Raw genomic sequence first — 14,831 nt, 5'->3', positions numbered from 1 at the left:
AAAGTCTCGGATTGCAAAGCGCGCAATCGTGATCGGGTGTGACGGACGGTTCGCGCAGGACACATTGCAACACTTGTTGACGCCGTTTGTTGACACCGCCGCCTTGGGGTCACAAAAGCCTTCGCAACCGCACACGGCGTTTGAATTCATTCGCTTTTGAGAACGATTCGCATGACTCAGCCTAGCCCGACCAAGGGGGGGGCGACAGGCGACCGGACCGGTCGTTTCGTCACCCAGCCGAACGGTCACGTCACCCCGCTGTCCCCGCACATGGAAGTCTGGCGCTGGCACGTCACCATGACGGCCTCGATCCTGTTCCGCGCCACGATCATCGCCGCCAGCGTCGGTCTGGTGATCCTGGTGGGCTGGCTGGGCGTCCTGGCCTTCGGGCCTGAGCACTACGCCTGCTTCCTTGATCTGGCGGGATCGCCGCTGGGTCTGTTCGTCGGCTTCGGTCTCACGGTGGTGCTGTTCTCCTTCATTCTGAACGGCGCGCGCCACCTGACCAATGACACAGGGGCGGGCCTGACGCTGAAGTCGGCCAATCTGTTGTCCAATATCGCGGTCTGGGCGCCTGTGCCCCTGGCCGTGCTGTTCTGGGTCGTTCTGTTCGCTGCCGGGAGGGTCTCGCTGTGAGCGACGCCGCCAAGTTCAAGAACAACGTCAAGGTTTCTGAGCGCCACGGCGCCGGCGAGTGGGCGACCGAACGCGTCGCCCTGCTGGCCCTGATCCCGCTGGGCCTGTGGCTGGCCTCGACGGCCTTCACCCTTGCGGGCGCCTCCTATGAGGTCGTGCTGGCCTGGTTCGCCAACGGCCTGAACGCCGTGCTGCTGGGTCTGACGGCGGTGGTCTTCTTCGGCTTCGCCAGCCTGGCCTGGAAGGTCATCATCGAAGACTACATCCATAAGCCGGGCACCAAGGCGGCGCTGATCGCCGTGCTGAACCTGGTTTGCCTGGTGCTGGCGGCGGCCAGCATCTTCTTCATCACGCGGCTGGCGCTGGGTTCCGCGCCGCTGCCTGCCGGCTTCGGAGCCTGATCTGGTAATGGCTGCTTACGAACTTATCGACCACGAGTACGACGTCGTCGTCGTCGGCGCCGGCGGCTCGGGCCTGCGCGCCGCGCTGGGCGCCGCGCAGCAGGGGCTGAAGGTCGCCTGCGTGACCAAGGTCTTCCCCACACGGAGCCACACCGTCGCGGCGCAAGGCGGCATCTCCGCCTCGCTCGGCAACATGGGCGAGGACAGCTGGCAATGGCACATGTACGACACCGTCAAGGGGTCGGACTGGCTGGGCGACCAGGACTCCATCGAATATCTGGTCCGCAACGCGCCCAAGGCCGTTTACGAGCTGGAGCACTGGGGCGTGCCTTTCAGCCGCACCGATGAAGGCAAGATCTATCAGCGCGCCTTTGGCGGCATGACCCGCAACTTCGGCGAAGGCCCGGTGCAGCGCACCTGCGCCGCCGCCGACCGCACCGGCCATGCCATCCTGCACACCCTGTACGGCCAGTCGGTCCGTCGCGAGGTGAAGTTCTTCGTCGAATATTTCGCGCTGGACCTGATCATGCAGGACGGCGCCTGCACCGGCGTCACCGCGCTTCAGCTCGACACGGGCCAACTGCACCAGTTCCGCGCCAAGATGGTGGTTCTGGCCACGGGCGGTTACGGCCGCGCCTACTTCAGCGCCACCTCGGCCCACACCTGCACCGGCGACGGCAACGCCATGGTGCTGCGCGCCGGTCTGCCGCTGCAGGACATGGAGTTCGTCCAGTTCCACCCGACCGGCATCTACGGCGCCGGCTGCCTGATCACCGAGGGCGCACGCGGTGAAGGCGGATATCTGACCAACTCGGAAGGCGAACGCTTCATGGAGCGCTATGCGCCGACCGTGAAGGACCTGGCCCCGCGCGACATGGTCAGCCGCTCCATGACCATCGAAATCCGCGAAGGCCGCGGCGTGGGCCCGAACAAGGACCACATCTTCCTGCACCTGGATCACCTGGATCCCAAGATCCTGCACGCCCGCCTGCCGGGCATTTCGGAAAGCGCCAAGATCTTCGCCGGGGTCGATGTGACCAAGGAGCCGATCCCGGTCCTGCCGACCGTCCACTACAATATGGGCGGCATCCCGACGAACTATCACGGCGAGGTTCTGACCCTGCGCGACGGCAACCCCGACAGCGTGGTTCCGGGCCTGATGGCCGTGGGCGAAGCGGCCTGCGTCTCGGTTCACGGCGCCAACCGCCTGGGCTCCAACTCCCTGACCGACCTGGTGGTGTTCGGCCGCGCCGTCGGCCTGCGCTGCGGCGAGGTGGTGGACAAGAACTCGGCCGTGCCGTCGGCCTCCAAGGCCCAGACCGACGCCCACCTGGCGCGCCTGGACCGCTTCCGCAACGCCAACGGCTCGACCCCGACCGCTGAACTGCGTCTGTCGATGCAGCAGGCGATGCAGGCCGACGCCGCCGTCTTCCGCACCGGCAAGACGCTGGAGGAAGGCGTCCAGAAGCTGCGCGCCATCGACGCGGCGGGTTCGGACATCAAGACCACGGATCGCGGCCTGATCTGGAACACGGACCTGATGGAGACGCTGGAGTACGACAACCTGATCGCTCAGGCCGTGGTCACCATCGAGGGCGGCCTGAACCGCACGGAATCGCGCGGCGCCCACGCCCGCGAGGACTATCCGGACCGCGACGATGTCAACTGGATGAAGCACACTCTGGCGTGGAAGCGTCCGGGCGAGAACGTCCAGATCGACTATCGCCCCGTGCACAACTACACCATGACCGACGAAGTCTCGTACATCGAGCCCAAGGCGCGGGTTTACTAAGATGGTTCAGCTCACACTCCCCAAGGGCTCCAAGCCCGCCAAGGGCAAGGTCCACAAGGCCGCGCCGGGCTCCAAGGACGTCAAGACCTACAAGGTCTATCGTTACGACCCCGAGGTCGACGCCGATCCGCGCTGGGACACCTATGAGGTGCCGACCAGCGACCACGGCCCGATGTTGCTGGACGCCCTGATCCACATCAAGAACACGATCGACCCGACCCTGTCGTTCCGTCGCTCGTGCCGCGAAGGCATCTGCGGCTCCTGCTCGATGAACATCGACGGGCGCAACACCCTGGCCTGCACCAAGGGCTGGGACGAATGCTCGTCGCACAACATCACCATCGCCCCCCTGCCGCACCAGCCGGTGGTCAAGGACCTGGTGACGGACCTGAGCCTGTTCTACGCCCAGTACGACTCGATCCAGCCCTATCTGCAATCGGATGAGCCGGACCCTGAGAAGGAACGCCTGCAGACCCCGGCCGAGCGCGAGAAGCTGGACGGCCTGTACGAGTGCATCCTGTGCGCCTGCTGCTCGACCTCCTGCCCCAGCTACTGGTGGAACCAGGAAGAATACCTCGGTCCGGCGGCGCTGCTGCAATCCTACCGCTGGATTTCCGACAGCCGCGACGACGCGACCCAGAAGCGCCTCGACGACCTTGAAGACCCCTTCAAGCTCTATCGCTGCCACACGATCATGAACTGCGCCCAGGTCTGCCCCAAGGGTCTGAACCCGGCCAAGGCCATCGCCGAGACCAAGAAGCTGATGGTCGCGCCCAGCCGCAAGAAGCAGGCGGCCTGATCGTTTCACCCGTTTCCTCCGTGCCTGCGGTTCTGTTGTTCTCCTATGGGACGTTGCAGGATCCGGCGGTGCAGACGGCCAATTTTGGTCGCCTGCTGGAGGGAACGGTCGATCAACTTGTCGGGTATGTTAGGTCGCTGGTCGAGATCACAGACCCTGAAGTGGTCGCTGAAAGCGGGCTGACGCACCATCCCATCGTGAGGGCCAGCAACGATCCAGCGGACAGGATCGACGGCACGGTCTTTCGGATAACCGAAGACGAACTGGTCGCCGCTGATGCCTATGAGGTCGACGACTATCGTCGTGTCAGCGTGAAGCTGGCGTCCGGGCTTGAAGCCTGGGTTTATATTGCGGCCTGATCTACGCCGCGCATTCAACCTGTGTTAGCAGCCCGACATGGCCAAGATCACCTACATCGAAAATGACGGGACCCAGCACGCGGTCGAGGTCAAGAACGGCCTTTCCGTCATGGAAGGCGCGATCCGCAACAATGTGCCGGGCATCGACGCCGACTGCGGGGGCGCCTGCGCCTGCGCCACCTGCCATGTCTATGTGGACGAGGCCTGGCGCGAGGCGACGGGCAAGCCCAGCGCCATGGAGGAATCGATGCTGGACTTCGCCGAAGAGGTCGAACCGAACAGCCGCCTGTCGTGCCAGATCCGCGTCTCCGACGCTCTGGACGGCCTGATCGTGCGTCTTCCCGAAAACCAGCACTGACATGACCCGGGTCGATCCCGGGTTAGTCCAGACCATCGGTCGCTGGATCGAACAGGCGGACGCGGATGCGCCGCCGCCCATTCTGGGCATCGCCGGGTCGCAGGGCTCGGGCAAGTCGACCTTGGCTCATGCCATCGCCGAACAGTTCGGCTGCGCGGCCCTGTCGCTGGACGACGTCTATCTGACCAAGGCCGAACGTCAGGCGCTGGCGAGGGATGTCCATCCGCTGTTCGCTACCCGCGGCCCGCCGGGCACCCATGATCTGGGCCTGTTGAACCGGGTGCTGGATCGGTTGCGAAGCGCCGGGCCAGGCGACGCCACGCCCCTGCCGCGCTTTGACAAGCTGGCGGACGACCGGAAACCCGAAGCCGACTGGCCGGTGTGTCAGGGACGTCCCGCTGCGATCATTCTGGAAGGCTGGTGCCTGGGCGCTCAAGCCCAGACGCAGGCGATGTTGGCGTCGCCCGTCAATGAACTGGAGCGGACACGCGACGCCGACGGCCGCTGGCGGCGTGAAATCAATGATGGACTGGCCGGGGCCTATGCGGACCTGACCACGCGTCTGGATAGGTTGATCTTCCTGCGCGCCCCCGACTTCGCCCGCGTGCTGGACTGGCGCAGCGAGCAGGAGGCCGGGCTTTTGGGCGTGCCGACGCTGTCGCCTGAATACCGCGCCGCCATCTCTGATTTCATCCGCTTCTATGAGCGGTTGACCCGGCACATGATGGACGGCGGAATAGCGGCTGATTTCACGGCCACGCTTGACCCTGAACGACATCCGGTCGCCATTACCGGCCGTCTGTAGCGTTTCAGAGTATGTGGTTTGTTCGGGTTGAAATTCGGGCGCGGGAAAACGGCTCGCGCTGATCGGCGTCTAAACCCGCGCAAACTGGTCAATGTCCCAGGCGTGGTGTCTGCGCCAAGCGTGGAGATGGCCTGCATCATCGTTGACCTGTCGGACGGGGGCATGAAGCTGCGTCTGGACCGGGGGACAACCCTGCCGCCCGAGGTCGCCGTCATCGATGTGGCGGACGGCGTGGCCTATTCCGCCGTGGTGGTCTGGCAGAGGCGGCAGGAGGCGGGCCTGCGCCAGACCGGGGCCGTCTCCCTGCGCGGACTGGTTCCGGCGCGCATGGCTGGCGCCCGCGACGCCTGGCTGCGGGCCGGCGGGGTCTAGAAGCCGGCGGGCATGGTCCCGGCATTGATGGCGATGCGGCCGACCAATCCCTTGACGATCAGGTCCAGGGCCGAACCCTCGCGGTAGTCTGCGGCGGCGACGAAGTTCACCCGGTCTTCCGAGATCAGGGAATAGACCTTCTTCTGGTCCTTTTCGTTCGAGCGCGGGTCATAGACGGCGATGGAGAAGCCGCCCTTGGTGTGCATCATCTTCATGGTCGGAACGTCGGTGTCGCCGTCGCCGATGAAGATCATCCGCTCGAACGGCACCGGGCGCTCGTCGTCGGGAATGAAGTGGTTGATCCGCTCATGCTCCCAATGGTTGTTCACGCCCTTGTTGATGCGGAACAGGTACTGGGTCTTGGTGGTGTAGTTGACGCCCACGGCAGGCCAGGCGGCCTCGCCCTGCTCATTATAGACGTAGTGAGAGGCGAAGACGTGCTTCAGGGCGGGGCGGATCGGCGTGCCCTCGATCATCTCCTCCAGCCCGGCGGAGATGATGTAGTGCTCGATCTCCAGGCCGTAGCGGGCGCCGAAGGCGTTGATCCGGTCGAACCAACTGAGGTCTTTCAGGCCCTCGAACAGAGCCACCGCCTCACCGTGCTGGCGCAGCGTCTCGCGCGTCACCGGGGCGCCGTTCTGACGGGCGTGATGCAGCATCAGCTGCATGTACATCAGGATGCCGTCGCCGTCGGCCTGTTTGGTCAGGCGCTCGGCCTCTTCCCAGAAGGCGCCGATGTCCACGCCCACCGAGGGGATGAAGCTGACCTCCTGCATATTGCCGCGCGCCAGCGTTCCGTCGAAATCATAGATCAGGGCGGTCTTCAGCAGCGGGGTCTTGTCGGTGTCGGCCATGCGGGCGGGATCCTTCGTCGAACCCGCCCTGTATATCAGTCGGCGGCGCCCGTCGATTGCGGCCTCTGGCCGAAGGTCGGGGCCGCCGCCTTCTGTTCGGCCCAATAGTCGGCGCCCGTCGTGGGCTTGAACATGGTGCGCGGGGCGCCGTTGCGCGCCACCACGGCGAAGGTGTTGGTCGAGGCCTGATAGATCAGGGTGTCGCCATTGGGCCGTTTGACGGTCTCGGCGTCTCGCGGCGGCCGGGTGGTGAAGGTGGTGACCTTGTCCAGATAGTCTTCGGCGGACTTGGCGTTGAAGTCGGCGCCGTTGCGGGCATAGAGGCGGGCGATCTTGTCGTCCGTCGTCTCGCGCCGATTGGCGGTCAGGACGGGCTTGGCGGCTGGGACGGCGTCCGCCTCGACCGGCGCCGCAGAAGTCAGGGCCTGTGGCTGGGCGTCAGCAGTGCGGTCGCGTGTCTCCACCGCCGAGGGGCGGTCACATCCGGCCAGGCCCATCAGGCCCAGTGCGGCGAGGGCGGCGAGCCCCTTGGTCAGCGTGGTCATCATTCCCCCTGCGAATGCGCGTATGGCGCGAGGTAAACACAACCTTGTGGCCGGGACAATCTCTCGGTCTCACGTCTCGACCGCGTCATGCGACGGGGCTAAACCGAACCCATGGACATACGCCCCCTGAGCAATCGTAAGGTGCTGTTGATCGTCGGCGGCGGCATCGCGGCCTACAAGTCGCTGGAGCTTGTCAGGCTGATCGCCAAGGCGGGCGGTCAGACGCGGGTGATCCTGACGGAATCGGGGGCCGAGTTCGTCACGCCCTTGTCGCTGGCGGCGCTGAGCGGCCATCCGGTGCGGTCGGGCCTGTTCCACCCGGAAGAAGAAACCACCATGGGCCATATCGAGCTGTCGCGCTGGGCCGATCTGGTGGTCGTGGCCCCGGCGACGGCGGGCCTGATCGCCAAGGCGGCGAACGGTCTGGCCGATGATCTGGCCTCCACCACCCTGATCGCCACGGACAAGCGGGTGCTGCTGGCCCCGGCCATGAATGTGCGGATGTGGCTGCATCCGGCCGTGCAGGCCAATGTCGAGCGGCTGAAGGCCTTCGACGGCTTCCACGGCGTCGCGGTCGTGGGGCCGGACGACGGCGAGATGGCCTGTGGCGAATACGGGCCCGGACGCATGGCGGAACCTGCAGCCATTCTGAACGCCATCATCGGCCTGATGGCGGGCGCCGCCGGGCGGCCCCTGGCGGGCAGAAAGGCCGTGGTCACGGCTGGGCCGACCTTCGAGCCCATTGACCCGGTGCGGGGCCTGACCAACCGCTCCAGCGGCAAACAGGGCTACGCCATCGCCGCCGCCCTGGCTGAGTTGGGCGCAGATGTGACCCTGGTGTCCGGCCCGACGGCCCTGGGCGCCCCTCCCGGCGTGACGCGGGTGGATGTGGAAAGCGCGCTGGAGATGCAGGCGGCGACGCAGCAAGCGCTGCCCGCCGACATCGCCGTCCTGTCCGCCGCCGTCGCTGACTGGCGCGTGGACATCATCGCGGGCGGCAAGATCAAGAAGGGGCCGGGCGGCCCGCCGACCCTGGCTCTGATCGAGAACCCCGACATCCTTAAAGGCGTCGCCGCCCCCGGTCCGAACCGCCCCGCCCTGGTGATCGGCTTCGCCGCCGAGACGACCGATCTGGAGGCCAATGCGCGGGCCAAGCTGTCGAGGAAGGGCTGCGACTGGATCCTGGGCAATGACGTGTCCGATGATGTGTTCGGCTCAGACGGCAACGCTGTCCTGCTGGTCACCGCCGACAGGACCGAGACCTGGCCGCGTCAGTCCAAATCCGCCATCGCCCGCGCCGTCGCCGCCCGCATCGCCGATCACTTCAAGAGCCCCGAATGACCGAACCCACCGCCGTCCAGATCCAGCGCCTGCCCCACTCCGAAGGCCTGCCTCTGCCGGCCTATGAGACGGCAGGATCGGCGGGCATGGACCTGCGCGCCGCCGTGCCCGAGGATCAGCCCCTGATCCTGGCGCCCGGCCAGCGGGTTCTGGTGCCCACGGGTCTGAAGATCGCTCTGCCGTTGGGCTATGAGGCTCAGGTCCGCGCCCGTTCGGGTCTGGCGTTGAAGCACGGCATCATCTGCCCCAACGCCCCCGGCACCATCGACAGCGACTATCGCGGCGAGTGCGGCGTGATCCTGGCCAACATCGGCGCCGAACCCTTCGTCATCCGCCGCGGTGAACGCATCGCCCAGCTGGTGATCGCCAAACACGAACGCGCCGACTGGGTCGAGGTCGAGGAACTGGACGAAACCGCGCGCGGCGCGGGCGGGTTCGGCTCGACGGGGCGATAAGCAGAGGCTGAACACTTGCCATTGGCCTGGCGGAGATCGCCTCGCGGAACTAGGGATCCGGCATGCACGATGCGCTGCAGAGCTTGAGCGAGCGGGAAAAGGAGACTTTGAGGCTGCTTGCCAGCGGGCATGACGCCAAATCGGCCGCGAGCCATCTGGCCTTGTCTGTGCATACGGTGAACGAACGACTGCGTTCTGCCCGGCAGAAGCTTGGCGTATCCAGCAGCCGCGCCGCCGCACGGCGACTGATGGACATAGAAGATGAGCGGCCCAAATTTCTTGGAGACATGAAATTGGGGGAAGGCCTGCCCCCTGACGATGTGAGACGAGATACGCATCATCACCAGTCCCAGTCGTTGGTCTGGTGGATAGGAGGGCTTGTCATCATGCTATCGTTTGCCATCGCCGCGTTGATTTTCACGAACGCCGCGAACCCCCACACACCGGCGCCGCAACCGGCTGTTCCGGCACAAGCCGCGCAAGCTGGCTCTGTTTCTCCGGAGGGTCCAGCGTCCGCTCTGGCCTGGGTGACGCTGCTGGATCACGCGCAGTGGAATGAAAGCTGGAGTACGGCGGGACAGTTGTTTCGATCGCAGCTGACGCAGGCCGGATGGGCCACCAGCGTTCAGTCCGTCCGTGCTTCAGTTGGGCCGGTTGTCACCCGTGTTCAGGAAAACGCCACCCGCACCTCGACCTTGCCGGGACTTCCTTCTGGCGACTATCTCATCGTTCAGTATCGGACCACTTTCCGCGACAAGGCTTCAGCATCGGAAACTGTCGTGCTGACGCATGAACGGACGGGCTGGAAGGTTGACGGCTATTTCATCCGTTAGTCGTGGTGAAGCGCCGCCAGGCTAAACCGGCGGCGCGGTGGTCTGCATCAGGGCCTGGCGGCGGCGGATGTGTTCGCGCCAGGCGGTGTAGAGTCCGCTGGCGGCGATGAGGGCGGCGCCGGCCAGGGTGTTGGCGGTGGGCGTGGTCTGCATCAGCCACCAGCCGAAGACGATGGCGCCGACGATCTGCAGATAGTCGAAGGGCGCGACCACGGCGACGGGGGCGGCGCGCAGGGAGGCTGTCATGAACAGTTGCGCCAGACCGCCCGCGACCCCGCCAGCAGCCAGCAGGGCGAAGGTGGTCAGGCTGTGCATCTGCCCCACGAAGGGCAGCAGGATGGCGCCCACGATCGACGAGCCGATGAAGAACCAGAAGACGATGGCGGCGACGTGTTCGGTGTCACGCAACTGGCGCAGGGTGATGGTGACGGCGGCGGTCAGCAGCGCCGCCATCAGACCAAAGGCGATCCCCTCCATCGGCAGGACGTGCTCGCCGCCCGAACCGGGCCGCATGACGATGACAACCCCGACGAAGCCGACGGCGACGGCCGCCCAGCGGCGGGGGCCGACCGCCTCCTTCAGAATCAGGAAGGACAGCAGGGTCGAAAAGATCGGGGCGGTGAAACTGATGGTCGTGGCGTCGGCCAGCGGCAGCAGTGTCAGGGTTTGGAACAGGCACAGGATGGAGACGATGCCCAGGGCGCTGCGGCCCAGGTGCGCCCAGGGTCGCCGCGTGGAAAGGGCGCTGAGGCCGCCCTGGCTGGTCATGACCCAGATCAGCACCACCGGCACGCCGAACAGGGCGCGATAGAACAGCATCTCCGGCGCCACCACCCCGTCCAGCGACGCCAGTTTCAGCACCGCCGACATGACCGAGAAACACCCCGCCGCCGCGATCCGCAGGGCGATGCCGCCCGCGATGTCTTCGGCGCTTGCCTTGGCCGTCATGTCGTCCCTTTGCGATTGCCGCGAACCCATAGGACCGATAGGCAGGCAAGCCCAGCCCTGAGCGCAGGGAGGTCAAGGAGCGGGACGTCAGAAGAACCGCTCTGGCCCTCACCCTTGGGCTCGAGCCGAGGGTCGGGTTTCAGGCGCGATTGTGCAGCCGGGAGAAGGCCCGCCGTTATGTGTAACGGCGCATCTGGTTAGGCGCGCATCGGCGCGCAGGCGTCAGGCCTGACGGAAGCCCAGCACGTCCTGCATGTCGTAGAGGCCCGGACGGCGGGTGCGGACCCAGGCGGCGGCGGCGACGGCGCCCTTGGCGAACAGGCTTCGGTCGATGGCCGAATGGCTGAGGGTCAGGACTTCGGCCTCGGAGGCGAACAGCACGGTGTGCTCGCCGATGATGCCGCCGCCCCGGATCGAGGAGAAGCCGATCTTGCCGGTCTCGCGCGGGCCCTGAACCCCGTCATAGGGCTTGGACTGGACGTCGGCCAAGTCGGTGAAACGGCCTTCGGCCGCGGCCTCGCCCAGCATCAGGGCGGTGCCGGAGGGCGAATCCACCTTGCGGCGATGATGGGCCTCGGTGACCTCGATGTCCCATTCCTGAGCGTCCAGACGCTGGGCCGCGTGCTGGACCAGGCCGACCAGGATGTTCACGCCCAGCGAGAAATTGCCGCTCTTGACGATGGCGATCTTCTCGGCGGCCTTTTCAAGCTCGGCCTCCTGCTCGGGCGTGAAGCCGGTCGAGCCGATGACCAGGGCCGGGCCGCCGATTTCCGCCGACTGCTGGGCCAGGGCGACCGAAGCGTCGGGCGTGGAGAAGTCGATGATGACGTCGCACAGGGTCAGGTCCGCGCTCTCGCCCCAGTCCAGACGGGCGGCGACGACGACGTCCTCGCGCGCATCCAGCACCTGGGCGACCGCACGGCCCATCCGGCCGCGATAGCCGGAAATGCCGGCGTGGAAGATTGCGCTCAAGCCGCGTTCTCTTTCGACCCGTCCGCATCCTGATTGCCCAGGATGTCGGCCCAGAAACGCTTCGCCTTGCCGGCAAAGCTGGAATTCCTCGGGTTTTGCCCTTCGCCGAACGACAGGGCAAGCTCTTCGAGGAGTTCCTTCTGACGGGGCGTCAGGTCCGTGGGGGTTTCAACGAACAGTTCGACCACCAGATCGCCGCGCTGGCGGCCGTTCAGGTGGGGCATGCCCTTGCCCTTGATGCGGACGGTCTTGCCGGTCTGGGCGCCTGCCGGGACGGAGACGCCCGCCTTGCATTTGCCGTCGCAGGCGTCCGAGACCAGGCAGGGGGCGTCGATCTCGCCGCCCAGGGCCGCCACGGTCATGGGCACGGGCACGGTGACCAGAAGGTCCAGGTTGTCCCGTTCGAACAGGTCGTGCGGGGCCACCGACAGGAAGACATAAAGGTCGCCGCGCGGGCCGCCGCGCTGGCCTGCATCGCCTTCGCCCGACAGGCGGATGCGCGAGCCGTCGTCGACGCCGGCCGGAACCTTCAGGTTCAGGTTGCGGGTCTTACGGACCTGGCCATGGCCGTGGCAGGTGGTGCAGGGATCGGCGATCATCTGACCAGCGCCGCCGCAGCGGGGGCAGGTGCGCTCGACCTGGAAGAAGCCGTTGGCCTGGCGCACGCGTCCGGCGCCCTGGCAGGTGGTGCAGGTGACGGGCTTGGTGCCTGGCTTGGCGCCCGAACCCTCGCAGGTCTCGCACGTCAGGGTCGAGGGAATGGCGATCTCGACCTCGGCGCCCTTGTAGGCCTGCTCCAGGGTGATCTCGAGATCATAGCGCAGGTCCGAGCCGCGGCGCGGTCCGCCCTGCTGGCCCCGGCCCTGCTGGCGCCCGCCGAAGGCGTCGCCGAACGCATCGCCGAAGACCTGGGAGAAGATGTCGTTGATGTCCGAAAAGCCCTGGCCGCCGCCTTGGCCGAACGGGTTGCCGCCGCCGCCGCCGCCGCCGTTCAGGCCCGCATGGCCGTAGCGGTCATAGACGGCGCGCTTGTCCGCATCCGACAGGACCGTATAGGCCTCGGAGATCTCCTTGAACTGCGCCATCGACTCTTCCGAGCCGCCATTGCGGTCCGGGTGATGGATCATGGCCAGCTTGCGGTAGGCCGATTTCAGACCGGGCGCGTCGATCGTGCGCTCAACGCCCAGAACCTCGTAGTAATCACGCGCCATCGGGCGTTGGTCCTCATACTTCCCCTGCCGTCTTCGCTGCGCCTCTGCGAGCACTGATCGAAGACGATGTCCCGACTGACATGGGGGCCGGGACAGACGATGCAAGTTTCATGAAAAGACCCCGCCTATCGCAAGACAAGCGGGGTCCTGTCAGTTCACCGATCTGTTACGGATCAGGCGCTCTTCTTTTCGTCGCCGTCGGCGTCCGAGACTTCCTCGAACTCGGCGTCGACAACACCATCGTCGGCCGGTTGGCCTTCTGCGGCGTCGCCCGAACCCTGCTGGGCGGCGTACATGGCCTCACCCAGCTTCATCGAGGCCTGGACCAGGGTGTTGGTCTTGGCGCGGATGTCTTCCGGGTCCGTGCCCTCGCGGGCGGTCTTCAGCTCGGCCAGGCCGGTTTCGATGGCCGTCTTGACGTCGGCCTCGACCTTGTCGCCGTGGTCGGCCAGGGCCTTCTCGGTCGAGTGGATCAGGCTGTCGGCGGCGTTCTGGGCCTCGACCAGATCCTTGCGGGTCTTGTCGGCTGCGGCGTTGGCTTCGGCTTCCTTGACCATGTTCTCGATGTCGGCGTCCGACAGGCCGCCGTTCGCCTGGATGCGGATCGAGTGTTCCTTGTTGGTCGCCTTGTCCTTGGCCGAGACGTTGACGATGCCGTTGGCGTCGATGTCGAAGGCGACCTCGATCTGGGGCATGCCGCGCGGTGCGGGGGGAATGCCCATCAGGTCGAACTGACCCAGGATCTTGTTGTCGGCCGCCATCGGGCGCTCGCCCTGGAAGACGCGGATCGTCACGGCCGACTGGTTGTCGTCAGCGGTCGAGAAGGTCTGGCTCTTCTTGGTCGGGATCGTCGTGTTGCGTTCGATCAGGGGCGTGAAGACGCCGCCCAGGGTTTCGATGCCCAGGGTCAGAGGCGTCACGTCCAGCAGCAGCACGTCCTTGACGTCGCCTTGCAGAACACCGGCCTGAACGGCGGCGCCCAGGGCCACGACCTCGTCAGGGTTCACACCCTTGTGCGGCTCCTTGCCGAAGAATTTCTTCACGGCTTCCTGCACGGCGGGCATGCGAGTCATGCCGCCGACCAGAACGACTTCGTCGATGTCGCCAGCCTTCAGGCCGGCGTCGGCCAGAGCCTTCTTGCAGGGCTCGATCGTGCGGGCGACCAGGTCTTCGACCAGGGCTTCCAGCTTGGCGCGCGACAGTTTGATGTTCAGGTGCAGCGGGCCGGACGCGTTCATGGTGATGAACGGCAGGTTGACCTCGTACTGGGTGGTCGAGGACAGCTCCTTCTTGGCCTTTTCAGCCTCTTCGCGCAGGCGCTGAAGGGCCAGCTTGTCCTGACGCAGGTCGACGCCCTGCTCCTTCTTGAACTCGTCGGCCAGGTAGTCGGCCAGACGGATGTCGAAGTCCTCACCACCCAGGAAGGTGTCGCCGTTGGTCGACTTCACCTCGAAGACGCCGTCGCCGATCTCCAGGATCGAGACGTCGAAGGTGCCGCCGCCCAGGTCATAGACGGCGATCTTCTGGCCGTCGTTCTTCTCCAGGCCATAGGCCAAAGCAGCCGCGGTCGGCTCGTTGATGATGCGCAGGACTTCCAGGCCGGCGATCTTGCCGGCGTCCTTGGTGGCCTGACGCTGGCTGTCGTTGAAGTAGGCCGGGACGGTGATGACGGCCTGCGTCACCTTCTCGCCCAGATAGGCTTCAGCGGCTTCCTTCATCTTGATCAGCGTGAAGGCCGAGACCTGCTGGGGGGAATAGTCCTTGCCGTGGGCGCGGACCCAGGCGTCGCCGTTCGGACCCTTGACGATCTCATAGGGCACCATGCCCTTGTCCTTGGCCACGACGGGGTCGTCGAAGTTGCGGCCGATCAGGCGCTTGATGGCGAAGAAGGTGTTGGCGGGGTTGGTCACAGCCTGGCGCTTGGCGGGCTGGCCCACCAGGGTTTCGCCGCCGTCCTGAAGGGCGACCACGGACGGGGTGGTGCGAGCGCCTTCGGCGTTTTCAATAACCTTGGGGGACTTGCCGTCCATGACGGCGACGCACGAGTTGGTGGTGCCGAGGTCGATACCAATGATCTTGGCCATGAGCGTTCTATTTCTCTCTCGTATCGGCGGGCGATGCGGCGGCCTTCGTCGAAGCACCGCGCGTGA

At 66.0% G+C, this 14,831-nt stretch carries 17 protein-coding genes; 11 read left to right on the top strand and 6 right to left on the bottom strand.

Going from position 1 to position 14,831, the window contains the following annotated elements; translation table 11 throughout:
- The first annotated feature begins 171 nt into the window (after positions 1-171).
- The 8 genes from sdhC to JKF87_RS09565 are packed head-to-tail and all read left to right on the top strand — an operon-like array spanning position 172 to position 5,522.
- A complete protein-coding gene (gene sdhC, locus JKF87_RS09600) occupies positions 172-636 on the top strand; it encodes a succinate dehydrogenase, cytochrome b556 subunit (protein WP_201099662.1) in 465 nt (154 codons plus the stop codon).
- Positions 633-1,037, top strand: a complete 405-nt coding sequence (gene sdhD, locus JKF87_RS09595; protein ID WP_201099661.1) for a succinate dehydrogenase, hydrophobic membrane anchor protein — start codon at positions 633-635, stop codon at positions 1,035-1,037. Before sdhC ends, sdhD begins: the two co-directional genes overlap by 4 nt.
- Positions 1,038-1,044: 7 nt before the next feature.
- Complete coding sequence (gene sdhA / locus JKF87_RS09590; protein WP_201099660.1) at positions 1,045-2,829, top strand: succinate dehydrogenase flavoprotein subunit; 1,785 nt, start codon at positions 1,045-1,047, stop codon at positions 2,827-2,829.
- Position 2,830: 1 nt separating this feature from the next.
- Positions 2,831-3,628: a succinate dehydrogenase iron-sulfur subunit gene (locus JKF87_RS09585; protein ID WP_201099659.1), complete on the top strand. Its 798-nt coding sequence runs from the start codon at positions 2,831-2,833 to the stop codon at positions 3,626-3,628.
- A 20-nt stretch (positions 3,629-3,648) separates the two neighbouring features.
- The gene (locus JKF87_RS09580) at positions 3,649-3,987 is read left to right on the top strand and encodes a gamma-glutamylcyclotransferase family protein (RefSeq protein WP_307417769.1); all 339 of its coding nucleotides are present in this window, start codon (positions 3,649-3,651) and stop codon (positions 3,985-3,987) included.
- A 37-nt stretch (positions 3,988-4,024) separates the two neighbouring features.
- On the top strand, positions 4,025-4,345 hold the full coding sequence (locus tag JKF87_RS09575) for a 2Fe-2S iron-sulfur cluster-binding protein (RefSeq protein WP_201099657.1): 321 nt from the start codon (positions 4,025-4,027) through the stop codon (positions 4,343-4,345).
- Position 4,346: 1 nt separating this feature from the next.
- Positions 4,347-5,150, top strand: coding sequence for a kinase (locus JKF87_RS09570; RefSeq protein ID WP_201099656.1), 804 nt, complete (start codon positions 4,347-4,349; stop codon positions 5,148-5,150).
- 18 nt (positions 5,151-5,168) lie between these two features.
- Positions 5,169-5,522 (top strand): PilZ domain-containing protein, encoded by a 354-nt coding sequence (locus tag JKF87_RS09565; RefSeq protein WP_317134891.1) that lies wholly within the window; start codon positions 5,169-5,171, stop codon positions 5,520-5,522.
- Here JKF87_RS09565 and JKF87_RS09560 read toward each other — a convergent pair.
- Positions 5,519-6,376, bottom strand: coding sequence for an HAD family hydrolase (locus JKF87_RS09560; protein ID WP_201099654.1), 858 nt, complete (start codon positions 6,374-6,376; stop codon positions 5,519-5,521). The two genes, JKF87_RS09565 and JKF87_RS09560, sit on opposite strands and share 4 nt — an antisense overlap.
- Positions 6,377-6,411: 35 nt before the next feature.
- Positions 6,412-6,921, bottom strand: coding sequence for an S-type pyocin family protein (locus tag JKF87_RS09555; protein WP_236261257.1), 510 nt, complete (start codon positions 6,919-6,921; stop codon positions 6,412-6,414).
- Positions 6,922-7,032: 111 nt separating this feature from the next.
- On the opposite strand from JKF87_RS09555, the gene coaBC reads away from it, so the two are divergent.
- The 3 genes from coaBC (at position 7,033) to JKF87_RS09540 (ending at position 9,550) form a co-directional block, all read left to right on the top strand.
- The gene (gene coaBC / locus JKF87_RS09550; protein WP_201099652.1) at positions 7,033-8,262 is read left to right on the top strand and encodes a bifunctional phosphopantothenoylcysteine decarboxylase/phosphopantothenate--cysteine ligase CoaBC; all 1,230 of its coding nucleotides are present in this window, start codon (positions 7,033-7,035) and stop codon (positions 8,260-8,262) included.
- A complete protein-coding gene (gene dut / locus JKF87_RS09545; RefSeq protein ID WP_201099651.1) occupies positions 8,259-8,717 on the top strand; it encodes a dUTP diphosphatase in 459 nt (152 codons plus the stop codon). The genes coaBC and dut overlap by 4 nt, the downstream gene beginning before the upstream one ends.
- A gap of 62 nt (positions 8,718-8,779) precedes the next feature.
- Complete coding sequence (locus tag JKF87_RS09540; protein WP_201099650.1) at positions 8,780-9,550, top strand: helix-turn-helix domain-containing protein; 771 nt, start codon at positions 8,780-8,782, stop codon at positions 9,548-9,550.
- A 21-nt stretch (positions 9,551-9,571) separates the two neighbouring features.
- Here the strand turns inward: JKF87_RS09540 and JKF87_RS09535 are convergent, their stop codons facing one another.
- The 4 genes from JKF87_RS09535 to dnaK form a co-directional block, all read right to left on the bottom strand.
- A complete protein-coding gene (locus JKF87_RS09535) occupies positions 9,572-10,498 on the bottom strand; it encodes a DMT family transporter (protein ID WP_201099649.1) in 927 nt (308 codons plus the stop codon).
- A 222-nt stretch (positions 10,499-10,720) separates the two neighbouring features.
- Positions 10,721-11,470, bottom strand: a complete 750-nt coding sequence (gene dapB, locus JKF87_RS09530; protein WP_201099648.1) for a 4-hydroxy-tetrahydrodipicolinate reductase — start codon at positions 11,468-11,470, stop codon at positions 10,721-10,723.
- The gene (gene dnaJ, locus JKF87_RS09525; protein ID WP_201099647.1) at positions 11,467-12,681 is read right to left on the bottom strand and encodes a molecular chaperone DnaJ; all 1,215 of its coding nucleotides are present in this window, start codon (positions 12,679-12,681) and stop codon (positions 11,467-11,469) included. Before dnaJ ends, dapB begins: the two co-directional genes overlap by 4 nt.
- A gap of 173 nt (positions 12,682-12,854) precedes the next feature.
- Positions 12,855-14,765 (bottom strand): molecular chaperone DnaK, encoded by a 1,911-nt coding sequence (gene dnaK / locus JKF87_RS09520; RefSeq protein ID WP_201099646.1) that lies wholly within the window; start codon positions 14,763-14,765, stop codon positions 12,855-12,857.
- Between the last annotated feature and the right edge of the window lie 66 nt (positions 14,766-14,831).

The sequence above is a fragment of the Brevundimonas nasdae genome, assembly GCF_016654005.1.
Lineage (GTDB): Bacteria > Pseudomonadota > Alphaproteobacteria > Caulobacterales > Caulobacteraceae > Brevundimonas > Brevundimonas nasdae.
This window is presented reverse-complemented; position numbering and strand designations above follow the sequence as displayed.

What these genes read in the sequence shown, in the direction of transcription:
- JKF87_RS09575 (WP_201099657.1), top strand. Translation starts at nt 4,025, where the DNA reads ATGGCCAAGATCACCTACATCGAAAATGACGGGACCCAGCACGCGGTC.
- dut (WP_201099651.1), top strand. Translation starts at nt 8,259, where the DNA reads ATGACCGAACCCACCGCCGTCCAGATCCAGCGCCTGCCCCACTCCGAA.
- coaBC (WP_201099652.1), top strand. Translation starts at nt 7,033, where the DNA reads ATGGACATACGCCCCCTGAGCAATCGTAAGGTGCTGTTGATCGTCGGC.
- JKF87_RS09535 (WP_201099649.1), bottom strand. Translation starts at nt 10,498, where the DNA reads ATGACGGCCAAGGCAAGCGCCGAAGACATCGCGGGCGGCATCGCCCTG.
- JKF87_RS09555 (WP_236261257.1), bottom strand. Translation starts at nt 6,921, where the DNA reads ATGACCACGCTGACCAAGGGGCTCGCCGCCCTCGCCGCACTGGGCCTG.
- dnaJ (WP_201099647.1), bottom strand. Translation starts at nt 12,681, where the DNA reads ATGGCGCGTGATTACTACGAGGTTCTGGGCGTTGAGCGCACGATCGAC.
- sdhA (WP_201099660.1), top strand. Translation starts at nt 1,045, where the DNA reads ATGGCTGCTTACGAACTTATCGACCACGAGTACGACGTCGTCGTCGTC.
- JKF87_RS09585 (WP_201099659.1), top strand. Translation starts at nt 2,831, where the DNA reads ATGGTTCAGCTCACACTCCCCAAGGGCTCCAAGCCCGCCAAGGGCAAG.
- JKF87_RS09560 (WP_201099654.1), bottom strand. Translation starts at nt 6,376, where the DNA reads ATGGCCGACACCGACAAGACCCCGCTGCTGAAGACCGCCCTGATCTAT.
- dnaK (WP_201099646.1), bottom strand. Translation starts at nt 14,765, where the DNA reads ATGGCCAAGATCATTGGTATCGACCTCGGCACCACCAACTCGTGCGTC.
- JKF87_RS09570 (WP_201099656.1), top strand. Translation starts at nt 4,347, where the DNA reads ATGACCCGGGTCGATCCCGGGTTAGTCCAGACCATCGGTCGCTGGATC.
- sdhC (WP_201099662.1), top strand. Translation starts at nt 172, where the DNA reads ATGACTCAGCCTAGCCCGACCAAGGGGGGGGCGACAGGCGACCGGACC.
- JKF87_RS09540 (WP_201099650.1), top strand. Translation starts at nt 8,780, where the DNA reads ATGCACGATGCGCTGCAGAGCTTGAGCGAGCGGGAAAAGGAGACTTTG.